Here is a 19,190-nt window from a genome sequence, read left to right on the forward strand (position 1 = left end):
CCGAAGTCGCGTCCTCCCCTCCGCGGCAGGCAGGATACGGAGCATGTCCAACACTCCGACCGGCGGTACCCCGGTCGCCGCCACCCCCCTGACCCGTGCCGTGCTCGAGATCGACGAGTACGCCGCCGGGCTGGGCTGGGACCGGCCCGCCCGCCTCTTCGCCCTCGTCGACACCGACCGGCTGCGCTCCCAGGAGCCCGCCCTGGCCGACCAGCTCGGCCTGGAAGACGCCGCCGCCGGGACGCTGACCCCCATCGAACAGGACGAGCTGCCCCCCGGCACTGCCCTGGACGAGTTCCTCGCCACCATCGCCTGGCCGGACGCCGTGGCCGGCTGCGCCCTCGTGGTGGAGCGGCTGATGCTCCCGCCGACCGCCGAGGAGGCGATCCCCTCGGACCTGGACGAGGCGCAGCTGGGCAAGTGGGTCGCCGAGCACCCCGAGCGCCAGGAGGTGCGGATGACGGTCGCCGTGCTGCGCGGCGGCGAGCGGGAGTCTGCGATCCGGCTGCGGGAGAAGGACTCCCCGACCGAGGTGCTGACCGGGGCCAACCTGGTGCCGGGACTGGCCGAAGCCCTGGCCGCCACGTTCGTCGAGGACTGAGGCGCCCCGCCCCCGCGAGGGGGCGCCCGGCGCCCGCGGGGGCCGGCGCGGCGGCTCGGGGGCTCGGGGGCGCCGGGCCCCCGTCCTCCGCCCGTCAGCCGGCGGCGCGGCAGGTGGGGAGCCGGTCCTTCTTCCCCTCGCGGATGAGGGCGAGGGCGTCAAGGGCCCCGTCGAGGTCCTCGACCTCTACCAGGGTGAGCCCCTCGGGGGTGTCCGCCGCCGCGGCGGCGCAGTTGTCGGCCGGGGTGAGGAAGTACTCGGCGCCCGCCTCGCGGGCCGCGATGGTCTTCATCGTGATGCCGCCGATCGGCCCGACCGTGCCGTCGTCGTCGATGGTGCCGGTGCCGGCGACGAACCGGCCGCCGGTCAGGGGGGGCGCGTCCAGCTTGTCGATCAGCCCGAGGGCGAACATCAGGCCCGCGCTGGGGCCGCCGACGTCGGCGAGCTCGATCTCGATGTCGAAGGGGAAGGTGTGCTCGGTCCCCGCCTGTATGCCGACGACCGCCCTGCCGTCATCGGGCGACCTGCGGGTGGTGACGGAGACCTCCTTGCCGGCCGGGTCCGTCCCCTTCCCCTTCGCGCGGGAGGCCGGGACCACGGTGAAGACGGCCTTCTCGCCGGGGCTGTGCCGGGTCACGCGCTCCACCACGTCGGCCGGCTCGCGCACCTTCTCCCCGTCCACGGCCAGGATCACGTCCCCGGCGTGGAGTTCGCCCTCGGCTGCGCCGCCCTTGACCACGGAGGAGACGATCACCCGGGTGCCGACGGGAATGTCCAGCGCCTCCAGGGCCGCGACCTTGGCGCTCTCCTGCGAGGCGGTGAACTCCTCGGCGTTCTCCTGGTCGACCTCCTCGGCGGACTTGTCGTCCGGGTAGAGGGTGTCGTGCGGGACGACCGCGCCGTCGTGGGCGATCCAGCCGGCCATCGCCTCGACCAGGTTCATCCGGTAGTCCGCGCCGGTGACCTGCACCGTCGTCATGTTCAGATGGCCGCTGGTGGGGTAGGTCCGGTGCCCGTCGATCTGCAGCACCGGGTCGCCGTCGTGCTTGCCGAGGGTGTTCACGGTCGGCCCGGGGGCCAGCTCTGAGTACGGCACGGGCATCAGGAGGCCGGTGCAGAGCAGGGCTATGAGCGTCAGGGTCGAGCAGAGCATCGTCACGGTGCGGCGCGGCATGCCCCGACACTACGGGAAAGGGCGGGGCCGCGGCCCGTGGGAGCGGGCGGTGTGCGCCCGTCCGGGACGGGCGCACACCGTGTTCCGTCAGTGTCCTCCGGACCGCTCCATAGCCTCCCGGAACCGGGCGTAACCAGCGAGCGACGCTCCGTCGCCGGTGGTCCGGTTCCGGGCTGCCCAGCCGCCCCACAGGGCGGCCAGCACCGCGGCGACGACCGGAATGACCAACCAAGCAAGCGCAGCCACATCGGCCTCCACACCCCGCACGTACCCACCACGGCTATGAGCAGATTAACTGCCCTGCCAAGGAAATTATGGTACGGCGCGATGTCGTCCGGTCGCTCGTCGTAGCGCACCGGCGACGCCCCGGACGGGGCGGGGGCCGGGGACCGCGGCAGCCGGTGCCGGTGCGGTCGTGCCGGTGCGGTCAGCGGGAGCAGGCGCCGACCCACTCCTCGGTGCCGTCGGCGAAGGTCTGGTGCTTCCAGATCGGCACCTCGCGCTTGAGGTCGTCGATCAGCCGGCGGCAGGCCTCGAAGGCCTCCGCGCGGTGCGGGCAGGAGACCGCCACCACGACCGCGAGATCACCCACCCGCAGGTCACCCACCCGGTGGACGGCGGCCATCGCCCGGACGGGGAAGTCCGCGGCGACCTTCTCCGCCACCCTGCGCAGCTCCGACTCGGCGCCGGGGTGGGCCGAGTACGACAGGGCCGTGACCGGGGCCCCGCCGTCGTGGTCGCGGACGGTCCCGACGAACAGGGCGGTGCCGCCCGCCGCGTCGTCGCCGACCGCGGCGAAGACCTCGTCGACCGAGAGCGCGCCGTCGCGGACCGCGAGCAGCCGGATCGGTCCGGGCCCGGCGGGCCGGTCGTGGTCGTGGTCGTGGTGCGTGTGGGACATGGCCCCCATCCTGGCCCAATCGGCCGCGATACGGAACCGGCTCCCGCGTGCGGCGGGGGTGACGCGCGGACCGGCGGGGGCGGGAGCACCGGGGACGGGGTGCCCCCGGCTCACAGCCGGCGCTTCCTGCGGGCCCTGCGGACCAGGGCCGCCGTGCCGACCAGGGCGACCGTCGCGCCCGCCGCCCCCAGGGTCGTGGCGTCCTTGCGGCCCAGCCGGCGGCCGACGACCGTGCGGTTGCCCGAGACCTCCTCCAGCAGCTCCGCCAGGACCTCCTCGTTGGTCCACTTCGGCCGCCACCCGGCCTCGTGCAGCCTGTTCCCGGAGACCACCCACGGGTGCATGGTGTACGCCAGGTCCGCCGCCGGGGACGGGGTCAGGCCCAGGCGGTGCAGCCGCGAGGCCGCGCCCAGGGCGATGGAGGCCGGCAGCTCCATCCGCCGTATCCCGCTCAGCTCCTCGACCTCCTCCTGCTCCAGCCAGCCGTCGCAGCCCACGGCCAGCTCGCCGTCGACCTTCTCCAGGACCGCGAACTCCAGCGCCGAGACCAGGTCGTCGACGTGGCAGAACTGCCAGCACGGGCGGCTGCCCGCCACCACCAGCAGCCTCGGCGACTCGAAATGCCTGGTCAGCACGGTGTCGACGCCCCCGACCAGGGCTGCGGGGCGCAGCACGGTCACGTTCAGGCCCGGGTGGGCCCGCGGCGCGCGGCGGCCCAGCCGCTCGATCTCCAGCAGGTCGCCGACCAGCGCCGCGTCCTCGGTGGCCCGCAGCGGGGCGTCCTCCGCCAGCGGCACGTCGTTGTCGGGCAGGGCGCCGTAGACCATCGCGGAGGTGACCAGGACGACCCGCCGCACCCCGGCCGCGGCCGCCGCGGTGAGCACCGTCTGCGTGCCGCGCACGTTGTACGCGGTGCGCGCGGCCGGGTCCCCCTCCAGGCCGAAGTCCACCGCCAGGTGCACCACCACGTCGACGCCCCGCAGCCGCTCCGCGATCGCCGGGTCGCGCACGTCCAGCACCCGCCACAGCGCGCCGGGGACGTCCCCGCGCCGCTCGTCGACGGCCACGACCTTCGCCACCTCGCCGGACTCGGCCAGGCGCAGGGCCAGGCGGTGGCCCGTCCCCGAGGCCGCCCCGGTGACCGCCACCACGGGGCCTGCCGGGCCGTCCCCGCTCTGCCGAGAGCGAACGGGCGGTACATGGGAACTCACCGGTCATCTCCCGCGGTTTCTCTTGGTGTGCACGTGTGCCCCATCCTGCCCGAGGCACAGGTACGACATAGCACCCAGGTCGGTTGCAGCCGGGGTGTCTAGGCTTGGTCGTGTAGTCGGGTATACCGCCGCTGGAAGATCCAGCGGCCGAAGGAGCCGAGGATTCCCGTGAGTGACACCCCATTCGGTTTTGGCGTCCCGCCCGAGGACGGCGACGACGACAAGAAGGGCGGCCAGGACTCCGGGAACACCGGGGACCGCGGCGGCCGAGGCGGGCAGGGTCCCGCGAACCCGTTCGGATTCGGCGGCGCCAACCCCTTCGGGGGCGGCAACCCCTTCGGGGGCGGGGACAACCCGCTGGCCGCCATGTTCGGCTCCTTCAACCCGGCCGACCTGGGCGCGGCCTTCCAGCAGCTGGGGCAGATGCTCTCCTCCGAGGGCGGCCCGGTGAACTGGGACATGGCCAAGGAGATCGCCCGCCAGACGGTCGCCCGCGGCACCGAGGACGGCGTCAAGGACGTCAGCGTCGGGCCGAGGGACCGGTCCGCCGTGGAGGACGCGGTGCGCCTGGCCGACCTGTGGCTGGACGGCGTGACCTCGCTGCCCTCGGGCTCCTCCTCCGCCGTGGCGTGGAGCCGGGCCGAGTGGGTCGAGGCGACGCTGCCGGTGTGGAAGGAACTGGTCGACCCGGTCGCCGAGCGCGTCGGCGCGGCGATGGGCGACGTGCTGCCCGAGGAGATGCAGGCCATGGCCGGCCCGCTCATCGGGATGATGCGCAGCATGGGCGGCGCCATGTTCGGCACCCAGCTCGGGCAGGCGCTCGGCACCCTCGCGGGGGAGGTCGTCGGCTCCACCGACATCGGCCTGCCCCTCGGCCCCGCCGGCAAGGCCGCCCTGCTGCCGGTGAACGTGACCTCGTTCGGCGAGGGCCTGGGCGTGCCCCAGGACGAGGTGCGGCTGTACCTGGCCCTGCGCGAGGCCGCCCACCAGCGGCTGTTCGCCCACGTCCCGTGGCTGCGCGCCCACCTGTTCGGCGCGGTGGAGGGCTACGCCCGCGGGATCGCGGTGGACACCTCCCGGCTGGAGGACCTCGTCGGGCAGATCGACCCGTCGAACCCCGAGGCCATGCAGGAAGCCCTCCAGCAGGGCATGTTCCAGCCCGAGGACACCCCCGCGCAGAAGGCCGCGCTGGCCCGGCTGGAGACGGCGCTGGCGCTGGTCGAGGGCTGGGTGGACGCGGTGGTGCACGCCGCCGCCGAACCGCACCTGCCGTCGGCCGGGGCGCTGCGCGAGACCCTGCGCAGGCGCCGGGCGAGCGGCGGCCCCGCCGAGCAGACCTTCGCCACCCTCATCGGGCTGCAGCTGCGGCCCCGCCGGCTGCGGGACGCCTCCCGGCTGTGGGCGTCGCTGACCGACGCGCGCGGCACGGAGGGCCGGGACGCCCTGTGGTCCCACCCGGACATGCTGCCGACCGCCGCCGACCTCGACGACCCGGACGGCTTCGTGCACCGGGACCAGCTCGACTTCTCCGAGCTGGACAGGATGCTCGGCGACGCCGCGCGCGGGGACCGCGCGGAGGACGGCGGCGAGCGCCGGGAGGACGGCGGCACGGACGGCGGCGGCGACAACGGCGGCGACCGCGGTCGTGACCGTGACCGTGGGGACGAGGGCGGCGAGTGAGCCGGCTCCACGAGGACGCGGTCCGCGTCCTGAAGGAATGGACCGCGCCGGACGGCGAACGCGAACGGCTGCGCTCCGACTACCTCGACCACCTCGCGGCGCACCCGGACGGCATGTGGAAGTCCTGCCGGGACGGGCACCTCACGGCCAGCGCGCTGGTCGTGGACCCCGCGCGCGGACGCGTCCTGCTGACGCTGCACCGCAAGCTGACCATGTGGCTGCAGACGGGCGGGCACTGCGAGCCGGACGACGCCTCGCTGGCGGACGCCGCGCTGCGCGAGGCCCGCGAGGAGTCGGGCGTCCCCGGCCTGCGGCTGCTGGGCGGGGAGCCGGTCACCCTGGACCGGCACCTGACCCCGTGCGCCTGGCACCTGGACGTGCAGTACGCGGCCGTGGCCCCGGAGGGCTCGGTCGAGGAGATCAGCGACGAGTCGCTGGAGCTGAAGTGGTTCACCTACGACGAGGTCGCGGCGGTCGCGGACGAGTCCGTGCTGCGGCTGGTGGCGAGGACCCGCTCGCTGCTGTAGGCGCGCGCCGCGGCCGGGGTGCTCCGTGCCCGTCGCGGCGGAACCGCCCGGGCGTCCTCCGGTCCGGGTGAACGGCGCGGCCGGGCGCGGCACGGACGCGGTGTGCGGGGCCGGAGCCGGGGCCGGAGGGGACGGGCGCCGGACGTCCTAACCGCCGTCCCCCGGCCCCCGGAGACCTGTCGGCGGGGCCTCCTGCCCGCACGGGTCCGGCAGGTCCGGCAGGTGCGGCAGGCCGGCCGCCGCGACGACGCCCTCGAGGTAGCCGCGGGCCCGCTCCGTAAGGGGGTACGCCTCCAGCAGCTTCCAGAAGCGGGGGCCGTGGCCGGGCACCAGCAGGTGGGCCAGCTCGTGCAGCAGCACGTAGTCCACGACGTACTCCGGCATCCCCTGCAGGCGGTGCGAGAGGCGGACGGTGCCCTCGGCGGGGGTGCACGAGCCCCAGCGGGTGGTCTGGTTGGTGACCCACCGCACGCTCAGCGGGCGGGCGCGTCCGGCCAGGTACCGTCCGGACAGCTCCTCCGCCCGCCGGGCCAGTGCGTCGTCGCCGGCGGGCCGGCGCTTCTCCCGGGCGGCGAGCCGTTCGAGCATGGCGGCCACCCAGTGCTCCTCCTCCTCGGCCGACATCCGCGCGGGCAGGAACACCACGACCCGGTCGCCCTCGCGGCGCGCCGAGACCGTGCGGCTGCGGCGCGCGCTGCGCCGCACCTCGACCGCGGGGGTGCGTGCGTCGGCCGCGGGGGTGCGCGCGGGCACGGCCCGGGAGGGGCCGGGGGCAAAGTCGGGGCCGGAGGTGGGACCGGCGGGGCCGGGGGCGTCGGCGGCGGGGTCGGCTGGCACGTCGCCGAGGCTACCGGGCACGGGGCCGCCCGCGATCCGTCGTCCACAGGCTGCGGTGCGATCGTCCGACCGTCCTCCCGTGCCTGTGGACAACCGCGGACGGCGCAGGCCTCGGGGGCGCATGCTGGGGCCGTCGTCATGTGCCCGGCCGAGGGCCGTGTGCCCGGTTCAGGACAGGGGGTCGGTTTCCGTGCATCCGATGGTCAAGCCCGCGGTGCGCCGCGGGTGGCGGGACGCCCGCACTCTGCAGTTCGGCGTCGATCCGGCCCGCGCGGTCCTCATGGAGCACGTGGACCGCACCACCGAGCGGCTGCTGGGCCTGCTCGACGGCACCAGGTCGGTGGAGCGGGTGCGCGAGGAGGCGGGGCTGCTCGGGCTCGACCCGCAGCGCGCGGACCGGCTGCTGGACCTCCTGGCCGAGCACGGCGTCCTGGACGACACCGAGTCGCTGCGCGACCTGGTGCGCGGCCCCGGCGCGCCGCCCGCCGCCGCGCTGGACCGGCTGCGCCCCGACCTCGCCTCGCTGTCGGTGGTGCACCCGGCCCCGGGGGCCGCGGGCGCGGTGATGGCGGCCCGGCGCGCGGCCGTCGTGCAGGTGCGCGGGGCGGGGCGGGTGGGCGCGGCGGTGGCGGCGCTGCTCTCTGCCGCCGGGGTGGGCACGGTGGAGCCGGTGGACGAGGGGCGGAGCGATCCGTGGGACGTGTCGCCCTGCGGGATCGCGGCCGAGGACGTGGGGCGGCAGCGGACCCTGGCCGCCCGCGGCGCGGTGCGGCGGGCGGCGCCCGACCCCCGCGCCGCGGTCCGCGCCCGGCGCGCCCGGCAGGCGGAGCAGGCGGGACGGGAGGAGCAGGCGGGACGGGAGGGATGGGCGGAGCGGACCGGGCGGGCCGGGGACGCCCCGGGGCACGGCCGTCCGTGCGCGGCGGGAGGGGCCCGGTCCTCCTCGGCCTCCCCGGCCCTGGTGGTGTTCGCGCCCCGGGACGGGCTCGCCGCCTGGGCCCCGGACCCCGCAGCGGCCGCGGGACTGGTCGAGAGCGGGGTGCCGCACCTGTACGCGGGCGTCGTGGAGGGCCTGGGGCTGGTCGGCCCGCTGGTGGTGCCGGGCGGTTCGGCCTGCGCGGGCTGCCTGGAACTGCGGGCCTCGGAGGAGGACCCGGCACGGCCCCGGCTGCTCGCCCAGCTGCGGTCCGGGCGCTCCTCGGGCGTACCCGCCTGCGACACCGCGCTGGCCACTACAGTGGCTGGTCTCACCGCCCTGCACGCACTGGCCTTCCTGGACGGGGGTGTTCCGGTGAGCGTGGGGGCGCGGACGCGGCTGTCCCTGGCCGGCCTGGACACGGCCGTCCAACGGGTGGAGCCGCATCCTCGCTGTCCGTGTTCCCGGGCCCGCGGCCCGGAGGGCGGGCGGGCGGACAGGACCACGCCCACCTCGCAGGGCCGACCGGAAAGAGGGGCACATGTCTGATCTCCCGCGCAAGGCGGTGACGCGCACCGCGAAGCTCGCCGCGCTGCCCCTCGGCTTCGCCGGCCGGGCCACGATGGGCCTGGGCCGGCGACTGGGCGGCCGCCCCGCCGAGGAGGTCAGCGTCGAGCTCCAGGAGCGCACCGCCGAGCAGCTGTTCAAGGTGCTCGGGGAGCTGAAGGGCGGGGCCATGAAGTTCGGGCAGGCCCTGTCCGTCTTCGAGGCGGCGCTGCCGGAGGACGTCGCCGGACCGTACCGGGCGGCGCTGACGAAGCTTCAGGAGGCCGCTCCCCCGCTGCCCGCGCGGACCGTGCACACGGTGCTGGAGTCCGCCCTGGGCGGGGACTGGCGCGACTCGTTCGAGGAGTTCGACGACGTCCCGGCCGCGGCAGCCTCGATCGGCCAGGTCCACCGGGCCGTCTGGCGCGACGGCCGCCGGGTCGCGGTGAAGATCCAGTACCCGGGGGCGGGGGAGGCCCTGCTGTCGGACCTGACGCAGCTGGGCCGGGTGGCCCGGCTGCTCGGGCCCCTGGTGCCGGGGATCGACGTCAAGCCGCTGATCGCCGAGATGCGCGAGCGGGTCACCGAGGAGCTGGACTACGCGCTGGAGGCCGAGGCGCAGCGGGCGCACGCTGCGGAGTTCGCCGACGACCCGGACGTGTACGTCCCGGACGTGGTGGCCTGTTCCGGGCAGGTGCTGGTCACCGAGTGGATGGACGGCCGGCCGCTGTCGGAGGTGATAAGCGGGGGCAGCCCGCAGGAGCGGGACAGGGCAGGCCAGCTGCTGGCGCACTTCCTGTTCGCGGGGCCGTCGCGCACCGGACTGCTGCACGCCGACCCGCACCCGGGCAACTTCCGGCTGCTGACCGACGGCGGCCCGCCGTCGGGGTGGCGGCTGGGCGTGCTGGACTTCGGCACGGTGGACCGGCTCCCCGAGGGGCTTCCCGAGCCGATCGGCACCGCGCTGCGCATGGCCCTGGCCGGGGAGGCGGAGCCGGTGCACGCGATGCTGCGCCAGGAGGGCTTCGTCCGGAACGGGATCACCCTGGACCCGGAGGCGGTGCTGGACTACCTGCAGCCGATCGTCGAACCGGCGCGGGTCGAGGAGTTCACCTTCACCCGCGCCTGGATGCGGGAGCAGGCGGCGCGAATAGCCGACCCCCGCTCCCCCGCCCACCAGTTGGGCCGGCAGCTCAACCTGCCGCCCGCCTACCTGCTGATCCACCGGGTCACGCTGAGCACCATCGGGGTGCTGTGCCAGCTGGGGGCGACGGTCCGGCTGCGGGACGAGCTGCTGGAGTGGCTGCCCGGCTTCGACGACGGAACGGCGGAGGACCGGCCCGCCTGACGCGGAACCGGTCCTCCGCGGCGGCGGGCCCGTCCTGACGGACGGGTCCGCCGCCGTGTTCACCACCAGGACGCCGCCGTTCGCCGGCGTCCGCGCGGCATCACTGCATGACGGCGGCGGCCAGTGCCCGGCGGGCGCGCAGCGAGACGCGTTCGGCCCGTCGCTGCAGCCGGCGGGCGCGCAGAGACGCCCGCTCGGCCCGTCGCTGCAATCGGCCGGCCTCCGCCAGCCTGCTGCCCATGCGTTGGGACTCGGCCTCGTAGAACCTTTCCTGCATATGGGCACGGTTCACGGCTTCGGGGGCGAGGTGCATTTCGGGGTTCCTGTTCTTCCGGTGGACATGCATCACGGGTACTGCTTCGGGCGGTGGTTCAGGTGGTGCTTCAGGTGGTGCTCGAGGTGGCGCCGGGGCCGCCGGGCGGTGCCGGAGCGGGTCAGGCCGCGACCTCGTTCTTGCGCGGACGCCCCCGCGGCCGCTTCCGGGGCACGACGACGCCCTGGACGAACAGCTCGCCGCCCCAGACGCCCCACGGCTCGCGCCGGTCCTTGGCGCCGGCCAGGCAGGCCTCGCGCACCGGGCAGGTGCGGCACAGGGACTTGGCGTACTCGACGTCGGCCGGGGACTCGGCGAAGAAGACCTCCGGGTCGTAGGTGCGGCACGGAACGGCCGAGCCGAGGCTTTCGACGACGTCGTCGAAGGCGGTGAGCTGCATCAAGGACACCTCCGGGGGTCCGTCAGGGGTGCGGGGGTCGGACGGCGGTGCGGACGGGGCGTGCGGTGCGGGATGCACGGTCAGGGTGTTCCTCGTCTGTTCGGTCCGGCCGGTGGGCCGGCTTGTGGTCGGTACCGGGGCCGGGGGCTTTCCGACAAACGGAAGGGCCGCGGATCCCGGTTCGGGTTCCGCGGCCCTGGAGGCGCCGTCCTGATGCAGGATCAGGCTGGGTCTCTCCAGGGTGACAGGCCGCGGAAGGCCCGCATGTTCTGGTGCTTCGTGACCGCTGCGGAATCGACGCCGGCGAAGCCGCCGCCCATCCACTGCTGGTTTCCGGCACCGTTGGTCGTCGCAACGCAGGCATACGCCCGCACAGCCGCTGCCGCGGGTGCCTGGGTCGGTCGCTCGCTGCGCTCTCGCACGACGGGGGACACCGAAGGCAGGGCAACGGCGGAGGAGGCCCCGAGCAGGCAGGAGGCAGCGTTCGACAGACCGGCCAGTTTGGTGATGCTGATCATTGGAATCCGCCTCCTCTCGGCGTCTCGTAGGTGCATGTGGCAGTACAGCACGGCCCCGCACGCTCCCGGAAGAACCGTTTGCGACCGTGCTGGGAAGGCTATTGGGATTTCCACGGCGCGCGCAAACTATTTTTCGGACGAGTCCCGCCGCTGTTCACCCGAACACAGTTCGAGGACGTCTCGTCCGTACTTGTCCAGTTTCCTCCGGCCGACTCCGGCGATGGCCGCCAACTGCGCCTCGGACTCGGGCCTCGCCTCGGCGATCGCCAGCAGCGTCCTGTCGGTGAAGACGCAGTACGCGGGCTGCCTCAGCAGGACGGCCTGCTCGGCCCGCCACGCGAGCAGCCGCTCGTGCAGCGCCTCGTCGAGGTCGGACGGGCAGTCGTCGCAGCGCATCAGCTTGATCTCGCCCGCGTCGGTGAGGGTCCGGCCGCAGACGCGGCAGCGTGCCGGCGCCCTCCGGCGCCGCGCCGCCGGGCCGCGCCCGGCACCGGCGCCCCCGGCGGCACCGGAGGGGGCCGCGCCGAGGGCGCCCGCTCCGGCGCCCGCCCTGCGGCCGCCGGAGCCGGGCCGCAGGCCGTCGAGGAACCTCGACGCCCTGCGGCCGGCCCGCCCGCCCGGGGACCGGGCCAGGGCCCAGGACAGCGCCAGGTGGTAGCGGGCGCGGGTCACCCCCACGTACAGGAGGCGCCGCTCCTCCTCCACCTGTTCGTCCGTCGTGGCGTAGGCGATCGGCACCATGCCCTCGGTGAGGCCGACCAGGAACACCGCGTCCCACTCCAGGCCCTTGGCCGAGTGCAGCGAAGCCAGCGTCACCCCCTCGACGGTGGGGGCGTGCTGGGCGGCCGCCCGCTCGTCGAGCTCGGCGACGAAGTCGCCCAGGGAGGCGGCGGGCCGGGCGCGGGCGAACTCCTCGGCCAGCCGGGCCAGGGCGGCCAGGGACTCCCAGCGCTCGCGCACCGCGCCGGAGCCGACCGGGGGCTGCGCCGTCCAGCCACGGGTGCCGAGGACGGCCCGCACCTGGGAGGGGAGGTCGCCCGCGTCGTCCAGCGCCCGGTCCGCCCCTCCGGCGCGGGCCGCGCCGCGCAGCAGCATGCCCGCCTCGCGGACCTCCGGCCGTTCGAAGAACCTCTCGGCCCCGCGCAGCCGGTAGGGGATGCCGCGGTCGGCCAGCGCCTGCTCGTACGTCCCGGACTGGCCGTTGGTGCGGAACAGCACGGCGATCTGGCTCGCCCGCACCCCCGAGTCCAGCAGTTCCTGGATGCGGCGGGCGGTGCCGTCGGCCTCGGCCGGCTCGTCGGCGTACTCGGTGTACACCGGCTCGGGGCCCCGTTCGCGCTGCGAGACCAGCTCCAGCCGGTGGGCGGCGGCCCGGCCGCCGGCCTGCGCCAGCAGGCCGTTGGCCAGGTGCACCACCTGCGGGGTGGACCGGTAGTCGCGCACCAGGCGGACCACCGTGGCCTCCGGGTACCGGGAGCGGAAGTCCAGCAGGTAGTCGGGGGTGGCGCCGGTGAAGGAGTAGATGGTCTGGCTCGCGTCGCCGACCACGCAGATGCTGCCGCGGCCGCCGCACCACAGGTCGAGCAGACGCTGCTGGAGCGGGTTGACGTCCTGGTACTCGTCGACGACGAAGTGCTGGTACTGGGCCCGCACCTGCTCGGCCACGCCGGGATTCTCCTCGAGCACCCCGACCGTCAGCAGCAGCACGTCCTCGAAGTCGATGACCGAGCGCTCCTGCTTGAGCCGCTCGTAGGTCGCGTAGATCCTCGCGATCTCGGCCGGGTCGCGCGGGGCCTGGCGCGCCGACTTCGCGACGGCCGCCGGGTAGTCCTCGGGGACCGTCTGGGTGACCTTGGCCCATTCGATCTCGCCGGTGGTGTCGCGCAGCTCGTTGCGGTCGAGCCGGATCCGGCAGCGGGTGGCGGCCTCGGCGACCAGCTGGACCTTGCGCTCGGCCAGCCGCGGCGGTTCGCCGCCGACCGCGCGCGGCCAGAAGAACTGCAGCTGGCGCAGGGCGGCGGAGTGGAAGGTGCGCGCCTGGACGCCGCCGGCCCCCAGCTGCCGCAGCCGTCCGCGCATCTCGCCCGCGGCGCGCGCGGTGAAGGTGACGGCGAGCACGCTGGCCGGCTGCATGACACCGGCGCGCACCCCGTAGGCGATGCGGTGCGTGATGGCGCGCGTCTTGCCCGTGCCCGCTCCGGCCAGCACGCACACCGGCCCGTGCAGGGCCGTGGCGACCTCCCGCTGCTCGGGGTCGAGGCCGGCGAGCACCGCGTCCGGGTCCGGCGGTGCGCCCCCGGCTCCCCCCGGCACCGGGACGCCTGGTTCGGGAAGGTAGTGCGATGGTGCGCTCACCCGGCCATGCTCTCAGCTCGGCCGCGGTGCCCGGCACGCTTGTCCACAGGGCCGGTGTGATGATCATGCGCGCGGAACCGGCGCGCCGGGCCCGGCGGACGGCGGGACGCCGCGGGCGCGACGTACGGCAGGTGTGACGTACGGCAGGTGTGACGTACGGCAGGTGTGACGTACGGCAGGTGTGACGTACGGCGGGTGTGATGTCCGACGGGTGTGCGGCGGTCGCGGAATGAAGCCGCCGGGCCGCACGTTGTCCCTTCGGTAACGGAGCACACAACCTGCGACCACCGGGAGCGATCGACCGATGTCCGGCACTGTCACGATGTTCAGCACCACCTGGTGCGGCTACTGCCGCCGCCTGAAGAGCCAGATGGACCGCGAGGGGATCGCCTACAAGGAGGTCAACATCGAGCACGACCCGGAGTCGGCCGCGTTCGTGGAGAAGGCGAACGACGGCAACCAGACGGTGCCGACCTTGCTCTTCCCCAGCGGGGCGACGCTCACCAACCCCTCCCTCGCCCAGGTGAAGGCCGCTCTCGCCGTGTGAGCAGCCTCCCGCGGGAAGCCCCCTCGGCCCCGAGCCGGCCGAGGGGGCTTCCCGCGCACGGGGAGGAGCTCCCCCGGTACCTTGCACGGATGGTCGACTCATACGCGGGCCTCGACGACGCCGGGGTGGCAGCAACCGCGGCACGTGCGGGCGCCGATGTGGTGCGCAGCATGTACGGCAGGCGGCTCGCCCGCATCGACAAGGGCGCCGGGGACTTCGCCACCGCCGCCGACGTGGAGGCCGAGAAGGCGATCCTCGGCGTCGTCCGCGCCGCCCGGCCCGAGGACGCGGTACTCGGCGAGGAGGGCGGGCGGCAGGGCCCTGCCGGCGCCGCGCGCCAGTGGCTGGTGGACCCCCTGTGCGGCACGCTGAACTACGCCGCCGGCACCCCGGCGGTCGCCGTCAACGTGGCGCTGCGCGACGGGGCGGCGGCGGTGGCCGACCCGTTCGGCGGCGAGGTCTTCCTCACCGACGGTGAGACCGCCCGGGTCCGGCACGACGGGGCCGAAGCGCGGCTGGCACCCGCCTCCACCACCCGGCTGGTGGAGGTCAACCTGGACCCGCCGTTCCCGAACGCGCCCGGATTCCGGGCCGTGGACCTGCTGGCCCACCCAGGGTTCGCCGAGCGATTCCGGCCGCGGGTCCTGTCCACGACGCTGGCCCTGGCCTGGGTCGCCGCCGGCAGGCGCGCCGCGTACGTCACCGACGGCGGCGACCTGTCCGGGAGCGTGCACTTCGCCGCCGGCATCGCCGTGTGCCGCGCCGCAGGCTGCGTGGTCACCGGGATAGACGGCAACCCGGTCGGGCGGGCGGGCCGCGGACTCGTCGCGGCCGCCGACGCCGAGACCCACGATTCGTTGATGTCGATGATCAGCCGGTGCACGTAGCCGGCGGTCGAGGGCTGCTGCCCCCGGGCGGCCGGGGCGTCCCACCGCAGTTCCCGCCCTCCGGCCGTCGGCCCGTCGCCGCCGAGGGCCGCGATCCGCACCTCGCCCTCCGCGAGCCGGGTCCGGAAGTGCTCCTCCCCGGGCTCTCCGGGCTCCCCGGGCTTCCACCGGTCGATGCCCCGGGAGATCTGCCGGCGTGCGGCGGCGTCACGGAGGTGGACCGCTTCGGGGAGGTCGTGCACATCCGCACGCCGGACGGCCGGTTCGGGCCCGGGGAGGTCGTGCGGCCGCCCGGGGGATGTGTGTTCGTTCACGGTGCGGCACATCAACCCGACTGTCCGCTGCGGGACTTCGCGCGGACGTGCATGCGTTCGCCCTGCGGCCCGAAGAGGCTGAGGACCTCCACCGGGCCCTCCCCGGTGCTGCCGAACCAGTGCGGCAGCCGGGTGTCGAACTCGGCGGCCTCCCCCGGCCCGAGCACGAGGTCGTGCTCGGCGAGCACCAGGCGCAGCCTCCCGCTCAGCACGTACAGCCACTCGTAGCCCTCGTGCGTGCGCGGTTCCGGTTCGCTGCGGGCGGTGCCGACGACCATCTTGAACGCCTGCAGCCCACCGGGCTGCCGGGTGAGCGGCACCACCGTGGCGTCCCCGCGCCTGAACGGCTTCAGCCGCACCCTCGGGTCGCCGACCGGCGGCGCGCCGACCAGCTCGTCCAGGGGCACTTGGTGGGCGTGTGCGATCGGCAGCAGCAGCTCCAGGCTCGGTTTCCTCCGCCCGGACTCCAGGCGGGACAGCGTGCTGACCGAGATCCCGGTGGTCTCCGACAGCGCGGCGAGGGTGCACCCCCGCTGCTGCCGGATGCGTTTCAGCCGCGGCCCGACGGCGGCGAGCACGTCTTCCATCTCCTTATTGCAGAAACGGCAACAAGGTTTGTCAAGGCGTCCCGCCCGGGTGCACGGTCGGTTACAGGAGGTGTTCGACCATGGAGAAGAACGTGACGGCCGCCGGGAACAGCGGCCACGACGCACACGGGCATCGGCACGGGCATGCGCACGGGCACGGCGGTGCGCACGGGCACGGGCACGGCCGGGAAAGTGCCGCCGGGGAGGGCGCGGCGGACGACTTCGACTGGGCGGCGATGGCCGACCTGCTGGAGCTCGAGGGCGAGACGCACAGCCCCTACGTCCGGCAGGCCCTCGCGGAGCTGGAGCACCTGGACCCGCGCCGGGTCCTGGACGTCGGCAGCGGGCCGGGGGTCGCGGCCTGCCGCACGGCCTCGGTGTTCCCGCGGGCCGAGGTCACCGCGGTGGACGGGTCGCCGGAGCTGCTGGCCCGCGCCAGGGAGCGCGCCGAACGGCTCGGCGTCCGGCTGCGGACCGAGGTGGCCGGGTTCCCGGAGGGGCTCACCGGACTGGGCCCCGCGGACCTGGTGTGGTCGGCGCAGACCGTGCACCACGTCGGCGACCAGCAGGACGCGCTGGACCGGCTGGCCGGGCTGCTCGCACCCGGCGGCGTGCTGGCCGTCGTCGAGGGCGGCCTGCCGGCCCGGATGCTGCCGCGCGACCCGGGCTTCGGACGCCCCGGGCTGCAGGAGCGGCTGGACGCGGCCATGGCGGACCGGTTCGACCGGATGCGCACCGAGCTGCCCGGCTCGGTGGCGGTGGTCGAGGACTGGCCCGGCATGCTGCGGGCCGCGGGGCTCACCGAGGTGCGCAGCAGGACCTTCCTCGTCGACCTCCCCGCCCCGCTGGCCGAGGGGCCGCGGCGGTGGGTGCGGCAGTGGACGGAGCGGCAGCGCGCGGTGCTCGGCGAGGCCCTGGACGCCGGGGACGCGGCGACCCTGGACCGGCTGCTCGACCCGGCCGACCCGGCGGGCATCGACCGGCGCCCGGACCTGTTCCTGCTGGTCGCGAAGACCGTGCACTTCGGCCGCCGTCCCGGATCCTGACGGGCGGCGCGGCCGGTGCGGGGGTTCCCGCACCGGCCGCGGGCGGCTCCGCGAACGGCTCCCGGGACCGGCTCAGCCCGGGACCGGCTCAGCGCCGGGGGGCCGGCAGGGGCTTGCCGTACCAGTTCTCGATGAGCCGGGCGGCGATGGAGATGCTGGACGGCGGCAGCACCGTGCCCGCCTCGAAGCACTCGGCGAGCTCGTCGCGGGAGAACCAGCGGGCCTCGTGGATCTCGTCGCCGTCCACCCGGATCTCGGTGGAGACCGCCTGCGCGGTGAAGCCGAGCATCAGGCTGGAGGGGAACGGCCACGGCTGGCTGGCCACGTAGCCGACCTCGCCCACCGGGACGCCGACCTCCTCGGCGACCTCGCGGACCACGGCCTGCTCCAGCGACTCCCCCGGCTCCACGAAGCCGGCCAGGGTGGAGAACCTGCCCTCGGGCCAGTGCACCTGGCGGGCGAGCAGGGCGCGGTCGTCCTCGTCGACGACCAGCATGATCACCGCCGGGTCGGTGCGCGGGTAGTGCTCGGCCCCGCAGGCCGGGCAGCGCCGCACGTGGCCGGCGGCGGCGATCACCGTGGGCCGGCCGCAGCGGGCGCAGAAGCCGTGCATCCGGTGCCAGTTCTCCAGCGCGACGGCGTGCACCATCAGCCCGGCGTCGCGCCGGGAGAGCAGGCCGCCGACCTCGCGCAGTCCGGCCGGACGCGCCTCGCCGTCCATGCGGCCGGGCAGGGACTCGGCGGCCAGGGCGAAGTGGCGGACGCCGTCGGTGTCCGTACCCAGGAAGTACCGCTCGCCCTCGGGGGCCTCGAAGGAGGGCAGCAGGACCAGGGAGGGGCCGGCGCCCCCGGCGCCGCCCCCGCCGGGGGTGTCGTCAGGGGTGCCGCCGGGGGTGTCGTCGATGACCAGGACCTGCCCGCCGGAGACGACCAGGACCCGGGTCGTGGGGTGGCTCCAGGCGGCTGCGAGCCACGCCTCGTCCGTGCGGTGCTCCGCGTCGCGGTCCACGCCCGGCCGGGCGAGCGCGAGCGGTTCGATGGTGCGCTCGGTCCAGCTCACAGTCTCGTCATCTCCTCATTCGGCACCGCGGTGCCAGTTGCGCGCGAGATCGTCCCACAGGTGGGCGGCGGTCTCCGCGCCCTTGAGCAGGAGGTCCAGTTCGACCTTCTCGTTCGCCGAGTGCCAGCCGTCGGAGGGTACCGAGATGCCCAGGAAGAGCACCGGCACGCCCAGCACGTCCTGCAGGTCGGCCGCCGGGCCGGAGCCGCCCTCGCGGGTGAACCGGATCTCCTGCCCGAAGGCGCGGCCCATGGCGCGCACCACGGACTGCAGCGCCGGGTGGTCCAGCGGGGTCAGGCAGGGGCGGGTCGCCCCGTGGAAGCGGATCTCGTGGCGGATACCGGCGGGGAGCCGGGCGGCGACCCAGTCGCGGACCGCCTGCTGCACCTTCTCCGCGTCCTGGCCGGCGACCAGGCGGAAGGAGAGCTTGAGCTGCGCGGAGGCAGGGACGATCGTCTTGCCGCCGGGGCCCCCGTAGCCGCCGTGGATGCCGTTGACCTCGGCGGTCGGGCGGGCCCAGACGCGCTCCAGGGTGGTGAAGCCGCTCTCGCCGAGCGCGGCCGTCGAGTGCGCGGTGCGCAGCCAGGCGGCCTCGTCGAAGGGCAGTTCGGCGAAGAGTTCGCGCTCGCGGTCGGTCAGCTCCACGACGCCGTCGTAGAAGCCGGGGACCGTCACCCTGCGGTCGTCGTCGTGCAGGGCCGCGGCCAGGCGGGCGGCCTCGGTGGCCGGGTTGGGCACGGCGCCGCCGAAGGACCCGGAGTGAATGTCCCGGCCGGGGCCGTACAGGTCGATCTGGCAGTCGGTGAGGCCGCGCATGCCGGTGCACACCGTCGGGGTGTCCTCGGCCCACATGCCGGTGTCGGAGACGATCACCGCGTCGCAGGCCAGGCGGTCGGCGTGCGCCCGCAGCAGGGCGGGGAAGTTCGGGGAGCCGGACTCCTCCTCGCCCTCGATCAGCAGCTTGAGGTTGACGGCGGGGGCGGTGCGGCCGGTCGCCTCCAGGTGGGCGCGGACGCCCAGGGTGTGGAAGAACACCTGGCCCTTGTCGTCGGCCGCGCCGCGCGCGTACATGCGGCCGTCGCGGACGGCCGGCTCGAACGGGTCGGTGTCCCAGCCGTCCTCGACGGCGGCGGGCTGCACGTCGTGGTGGCCGTAGATCAGCACGGTGGGGGCGCCGGGCTCGCCGGAGGGCCATTCGGCGAAGACCGCGGGAAGGCCGTCGCTCTCCCACACCTCGGCGACCGGGAACCCGGTCGCGGTGAGCGCGGCGGCCAGCCACTCGGCGCTGCGGCGGACGTCGCCGGCGCGGTCGGGATCGGCGGAGACGGAAGGTATGCGCAGCCATTCGCCCAGGTCGTCCAGGAAGTCGGAACGGTGGGCCTCGACGTGCGCGCGGACGACGCTGTCCGGGTGGTTGCTCAT

The 19,190-nt window shown here is 75.2% G+C and carries 18 protein-coding genes and 1 pseudogene; 8 read left to right on the forward strand and 11 right to left on the reverse strand.

The genetic code is table 11. The annotated features are described in order from the left end of the window. The first annotated feature begins 43 nt into the window (after nt 1-43). Nucleotides 44-601: a PPA1309 family protein gene (locus GQS52_RS08605; protein WP_182312831.1), complete on the forward strand. Its 558-nt coding sequence runs from the start codon at nt 44-46 to the stop codon at nt 599-601. 94 nt (nt 602-695) lie between these two features. Here the strand turns inward: GQS52_RS08605 and GQS52_RS08610 are convergent, their stop codons facing one another. The 3 genes from GQS52_RS08610 to GQS52_RS08620 all read right to left on the reverse strand — a co-directional run bounded on the left by GQS52_RS08610 (nt 696) and on the right by GQS52_RS08620 (nt 3,887). After that, complete coding sequence (locus tag GQS52_RS08610) at nt 696-1,775, reverse strand: PDZ domain-containing protein (protein WP_182312832.1); 1,080 nt, start codon at nt 1,773-1,775, stop codon at nt 696-698. Nucleotides 1,776-2,202: 427 nt separating this feature from the next. Further along, nucleotides 2,203-2,685: a molybdenum cofactor biosynthesis protein MoaE gene (locus GQS52_RS08615; RefSeq protein WP_182312833.1), complete on the reverse strand. Its 483-nt coding sequence runs from the start codon at nt 2,683-2,685 to the stop codon at nt 2,203-2,205. A gap of 101 nt (nt 2,686-2,786) precedes the next feature. Next, on the reverse strand, nt 2,787-3,887 hold the full coding sequence (locus GQS52_RS08620; protein WP_259370661.1) for an NAD-dependent epimerase/dehydratase family protein: 1,101 nt from the start codon (nt 3,885-3,887) through the stop codon (nt 2,787-2,789). Nucleotides 3,888-4,055: 168 nt separating this feature from the next. On the opposite strand from GQS52_RS08620, the gene GQS52_RS08625 reads away from it, so the two are divergent. Beyond that, on the forward strand, nt 4,056-5,567 hold the full coding sequence (locus GQS52_RS08625) for a zinc-dependent metalloprotease (protein ID WP_182312834.1): 1,512 nt from the start codon (nt 4,056-4,058) through the stop codon (nt 5,565-5,567). Then, nucleotides 5,564-6,094 carry an NUDIX hydrolase gene (locus GQS52_RS08630; protein WP_182312835.1) on the forward strand — a complete coding sequence of 177 codons (531 nt, stop codon included), beginning with the start codon at nt 5,564-5,566 and terminating at the stop codon, nt 6,092-6,094. The genes GQS52_RS08625 and GQS52_RS08630 overlap by 4 nt, the downstream gene beginning before the upstream one ends. 147 nt (nt 6,095-6,241) lie before the next feature. Here the strand turns inward: GQS52_RS08630 and GQS52_RS08635 are convergent, their stop codons facing one another. Then, on the reverse strand, nt 6,242-6,847 hold the full coding sequence (locus GQS52_RS08635) for a M48 family metallopeptidase (protein ID WP_259371072.1): 606 nt from the start codon (nt 6,845-6,847) through the stop codon (nt 6,242-6,244). Between the two features lie 283 nt (nt 6,848-7,130). Between GQS52_RS08635 and GQS52_RS08640 the strand changes: the two genes are divergently transcribed. Both GQS52_RS08640 and GQS52_RS08645 read left to right on the forward strand, forming a co-directional pair. After that, nucleotides 7,131-8,396, forward strand: coding sequence for a TOMM precursor leader peptide-binding protein (locus GQS52_RS08640; RefSeq protein ID WP_182312837.1), 1,266 nt, complete (start codon nt 7,131-7,133; stop codon nt 8,394-8,396). Then, nucleotides 8,389-9,741 (forward strand): AarF/ABC1/UbiB kinase family protein, encoded by a 1,353-nt coding sequence (locus tag GQS52_RS08645; protein ID WP_182312838.1) that lies wholly within the window; start codon nt 8,389-8,391, stop codon nt 9,739-9,741. Before GQS52_RS08640 ends, GQS52_RS08645 begins: the two co-directional genes overlap by 8 nt. Nucleotides 9,742-9,841: 100 nt before the next feature. On the opposite strand, the pseudogene GQS52_RS08650 reads toward GQS52_RS08645, so the two are convergent. The 4 genes and pseudogenes from GQS52_RS08650 to GQS52_RS08665 all read right to left on the reverse strand — a co-directional run. Beyond that, nucleotides 9,842-10,075 (reverse strand): annotated as a pseudogene (locus GQS52_RS08650) (hypothetical protein); the annotation flags it as partial. Nucleotides 10,076-10,175: 100 nt separating this feature from the next. Further along, the gene (locus GQS52_RS08655) at nt 10,176-10,532 is read right to left on the reverse strand and encodes a WhiB family transcriptional regulator (protein ID WP_275946456.1); all 357 of its coding nucleotides are present in this window, start codon (nt 10,530-10,532) and stop codon (nt 10,176-10,178) included. 143 nt (nt 10,533-10,675) lie between these two features. After that, entirely contained in the window at nt 10,676-10,972 is a 297-nt protein-coding gene (locus GQS52_RS08660; RefSeq protein WP_182312840.1) for a hypothetical protein, read from the reverse strand. A 126-nt stretch (nt 10,973-11,098) separates the two neighbouring features. Beyond that, a complete protein-coding gene (locus GQS52_RS08665) occupies nt 11,099-13,285 on the reverse strand; it encodes an ATP-dependent DNA helicase UvrD2 (RefSeq protein ID WP_259371073.1) in 2,187 nt (728 codons plus the stop codon). Between the two features lie 346 nt (nt 13,286-13,631). Between GQS52_RS08665 and GQS52_RS08670 the strand changes: the two genes are divergently transcribed. Then, nucleotides 13,632-13,874, forward strand: coding sequence for a mycoredoxin (locus GQS52_RS08670; RefSeq protein WP_182312842.1), 243 nt, complete (start codon nt 13,632-13,634; stop codon nt 13,872-13,874). A gap of 89 nt (nt 13,875-13,963) precedes the next feature. Beyond that, nucleotides 13,964-14,761, forward strand: a complete 798-nt coding sequence (locus tag GQS52_RS08675; RefSeq protein WP_182312843.1) for an inositol monophosphatase family protein — start codon at nt 13,964-13,966, stop codon at nt 14,759-14,761. Between the two features lie 325 nt (nt 14,762-15,086). On the opposite strand, the gene GQS52_RS08680 is transcribed toward GQS52_RS08675, so the two are convergent. Then, complete coding sequence (locus tag GQS52_RS08680; protein ID WP_182312844.1) at nt 15,087-15,662, reverse strand: XRE family transcriptional regulator; 576 nt, start codon at nt 15,660-15,662, stop codon at nt 15,087-15,089. An 80-nt stretch (nt 15,663-15,742) separates the two neighbouring features. Here GQS52_RS08680 and GQS52_RS08685 point away from each other — a divergent pair, with 80 nt between their 5' ends. Then, nucleotides 15,743-16,708 carry a class I SAM-dependent methyltransferase gene (locus GQS52_RS08685; RefSeq protein ID WP_182312845.1) on the forward strand — a complete coding sequence of 322 codons (966 nt, stop codon included), beginning with the start codon at nt 15,743-15,745 and terminating at the stop codon, nt 16,706-16,708. An 88-nt stretch (nt 16,709-16,796) separates the two neighbouring features. Here GQS52_RS08685 and nudC read toward each other — a convergent pair whose 3' ends face one another. Both nudC and GQS52_RS08695 read right to left on the reverse strand, forming a co-directional pair. After that, nucleotides 16,797-17,768 carry an NAD(+) diphosphatase gene (nudC, locus tag GQS52_RS08690; RefSeq protein ID WP_182312846.1) on the reverse strand — a complete coding sequence of 324 codons (972 nt, stop codon included), beginning with the start codon at nt 17,766-17,768 and terminating at the stop codon, nt 16,797-16,799. 15 nt (nt 17,769-17,783) lie between these two features. Beyond that, nucleotides 17,784-19,190: a dipeptidase gene (locus GQS52_RS08695; protein WP_182312847.1), complete on the reverse strand. Its 1,407-nt coding sequence runs from the start codon at nt 19,188-19,190 to the stop codon at nt 17,784-17,786.

The sequence above is a fragment of the Streptomyces sp. SCUT-3 genome, from assembly GCF_014083985.1.
In the GTDB taxonomy this organism is placed as follows: Bacteria; Actinomycetota; Actinomycetes; order Streptomycetales; family Streptomycetaceae; genus Streptomyces_H; species Streptomyces_H thermolineatus.

Coding starts and splice junctions, on each gene's coding strand:
- GQS52_RS08610 (WP_182312832.1), bottom strand. CDS start 1,775: ATGCCGCGCCGCACCGTGACGATGCTCTGCTCGACCCTGACGCTCATA.
- GQS52_RS08680 (WP_182312844.1), bottom strand. CDS start 15,662: ATGGAAGACGTGCTCGCCGCCGTCGGGCCGCGGCTGAAACGCATCCGG.
- GQS52_RS08670 (WP_182312842.1), top strand. CDS start 13,632: ATGTCCGGCACTGTCACGATGTTCAGCACCACCTGGTGCGGCTACTGC.
- GQS52_RS08615 (WP_182312833.1), bottom strand. CDS start 2,685: ATGGGGGCCATGTCCCACACGCACCACGACCACGACCACGACCGGCCC.
- GQS52_RS08645 (WP_182312838.1), top strand. CDS start 8,389: ATGTCTGATCTCCCGCGCAAGGCGGTGACGCGCACCGCGAAGCTCGCC.
- GQS52_RS08605 (WP_182312831.1), top strand. CDS start 44: ATGTCCAACACTCCGACCGGCGGTACCCCGGTCGCCGCCACCCCCCTG.
- GQS52_RS08660 (WP_182312840.1), bottom strand. CDS start 10,972: ATGATCAGCATCACCAAACTGGCCGGTCTGTCGAACGCTGCCTCCTGC.
- GQS52_RS08695 (WP_182312847.1), bottom strand. CDS start 19,190: ATGAGCAACCACCCGGACAGCGTCGTCCGCGCGCACGTCGAGGCCCAC.
- GQS52_RS08675 (WP_182312843.1), top strand. CDS start 13,964: ATGGTCGACTCATACGCGGGCCTCGACGACGCCGGGGTGGCAGCAACC.
- GQS52_RS08640 (WP_182312837.1), top strand. CDS start 7,131: ATGGTCAAGCCCGCGGTGCGCCGCGGGTGGCGGGACGCCCGCACTCTG.
- GQS52_RS08685 (WP_182312845.1), top strand. CDS start 15,743: ATGGAGAAGAACGTGACGGCCGCCGGGAACAGCGGCCACGACGCACAC.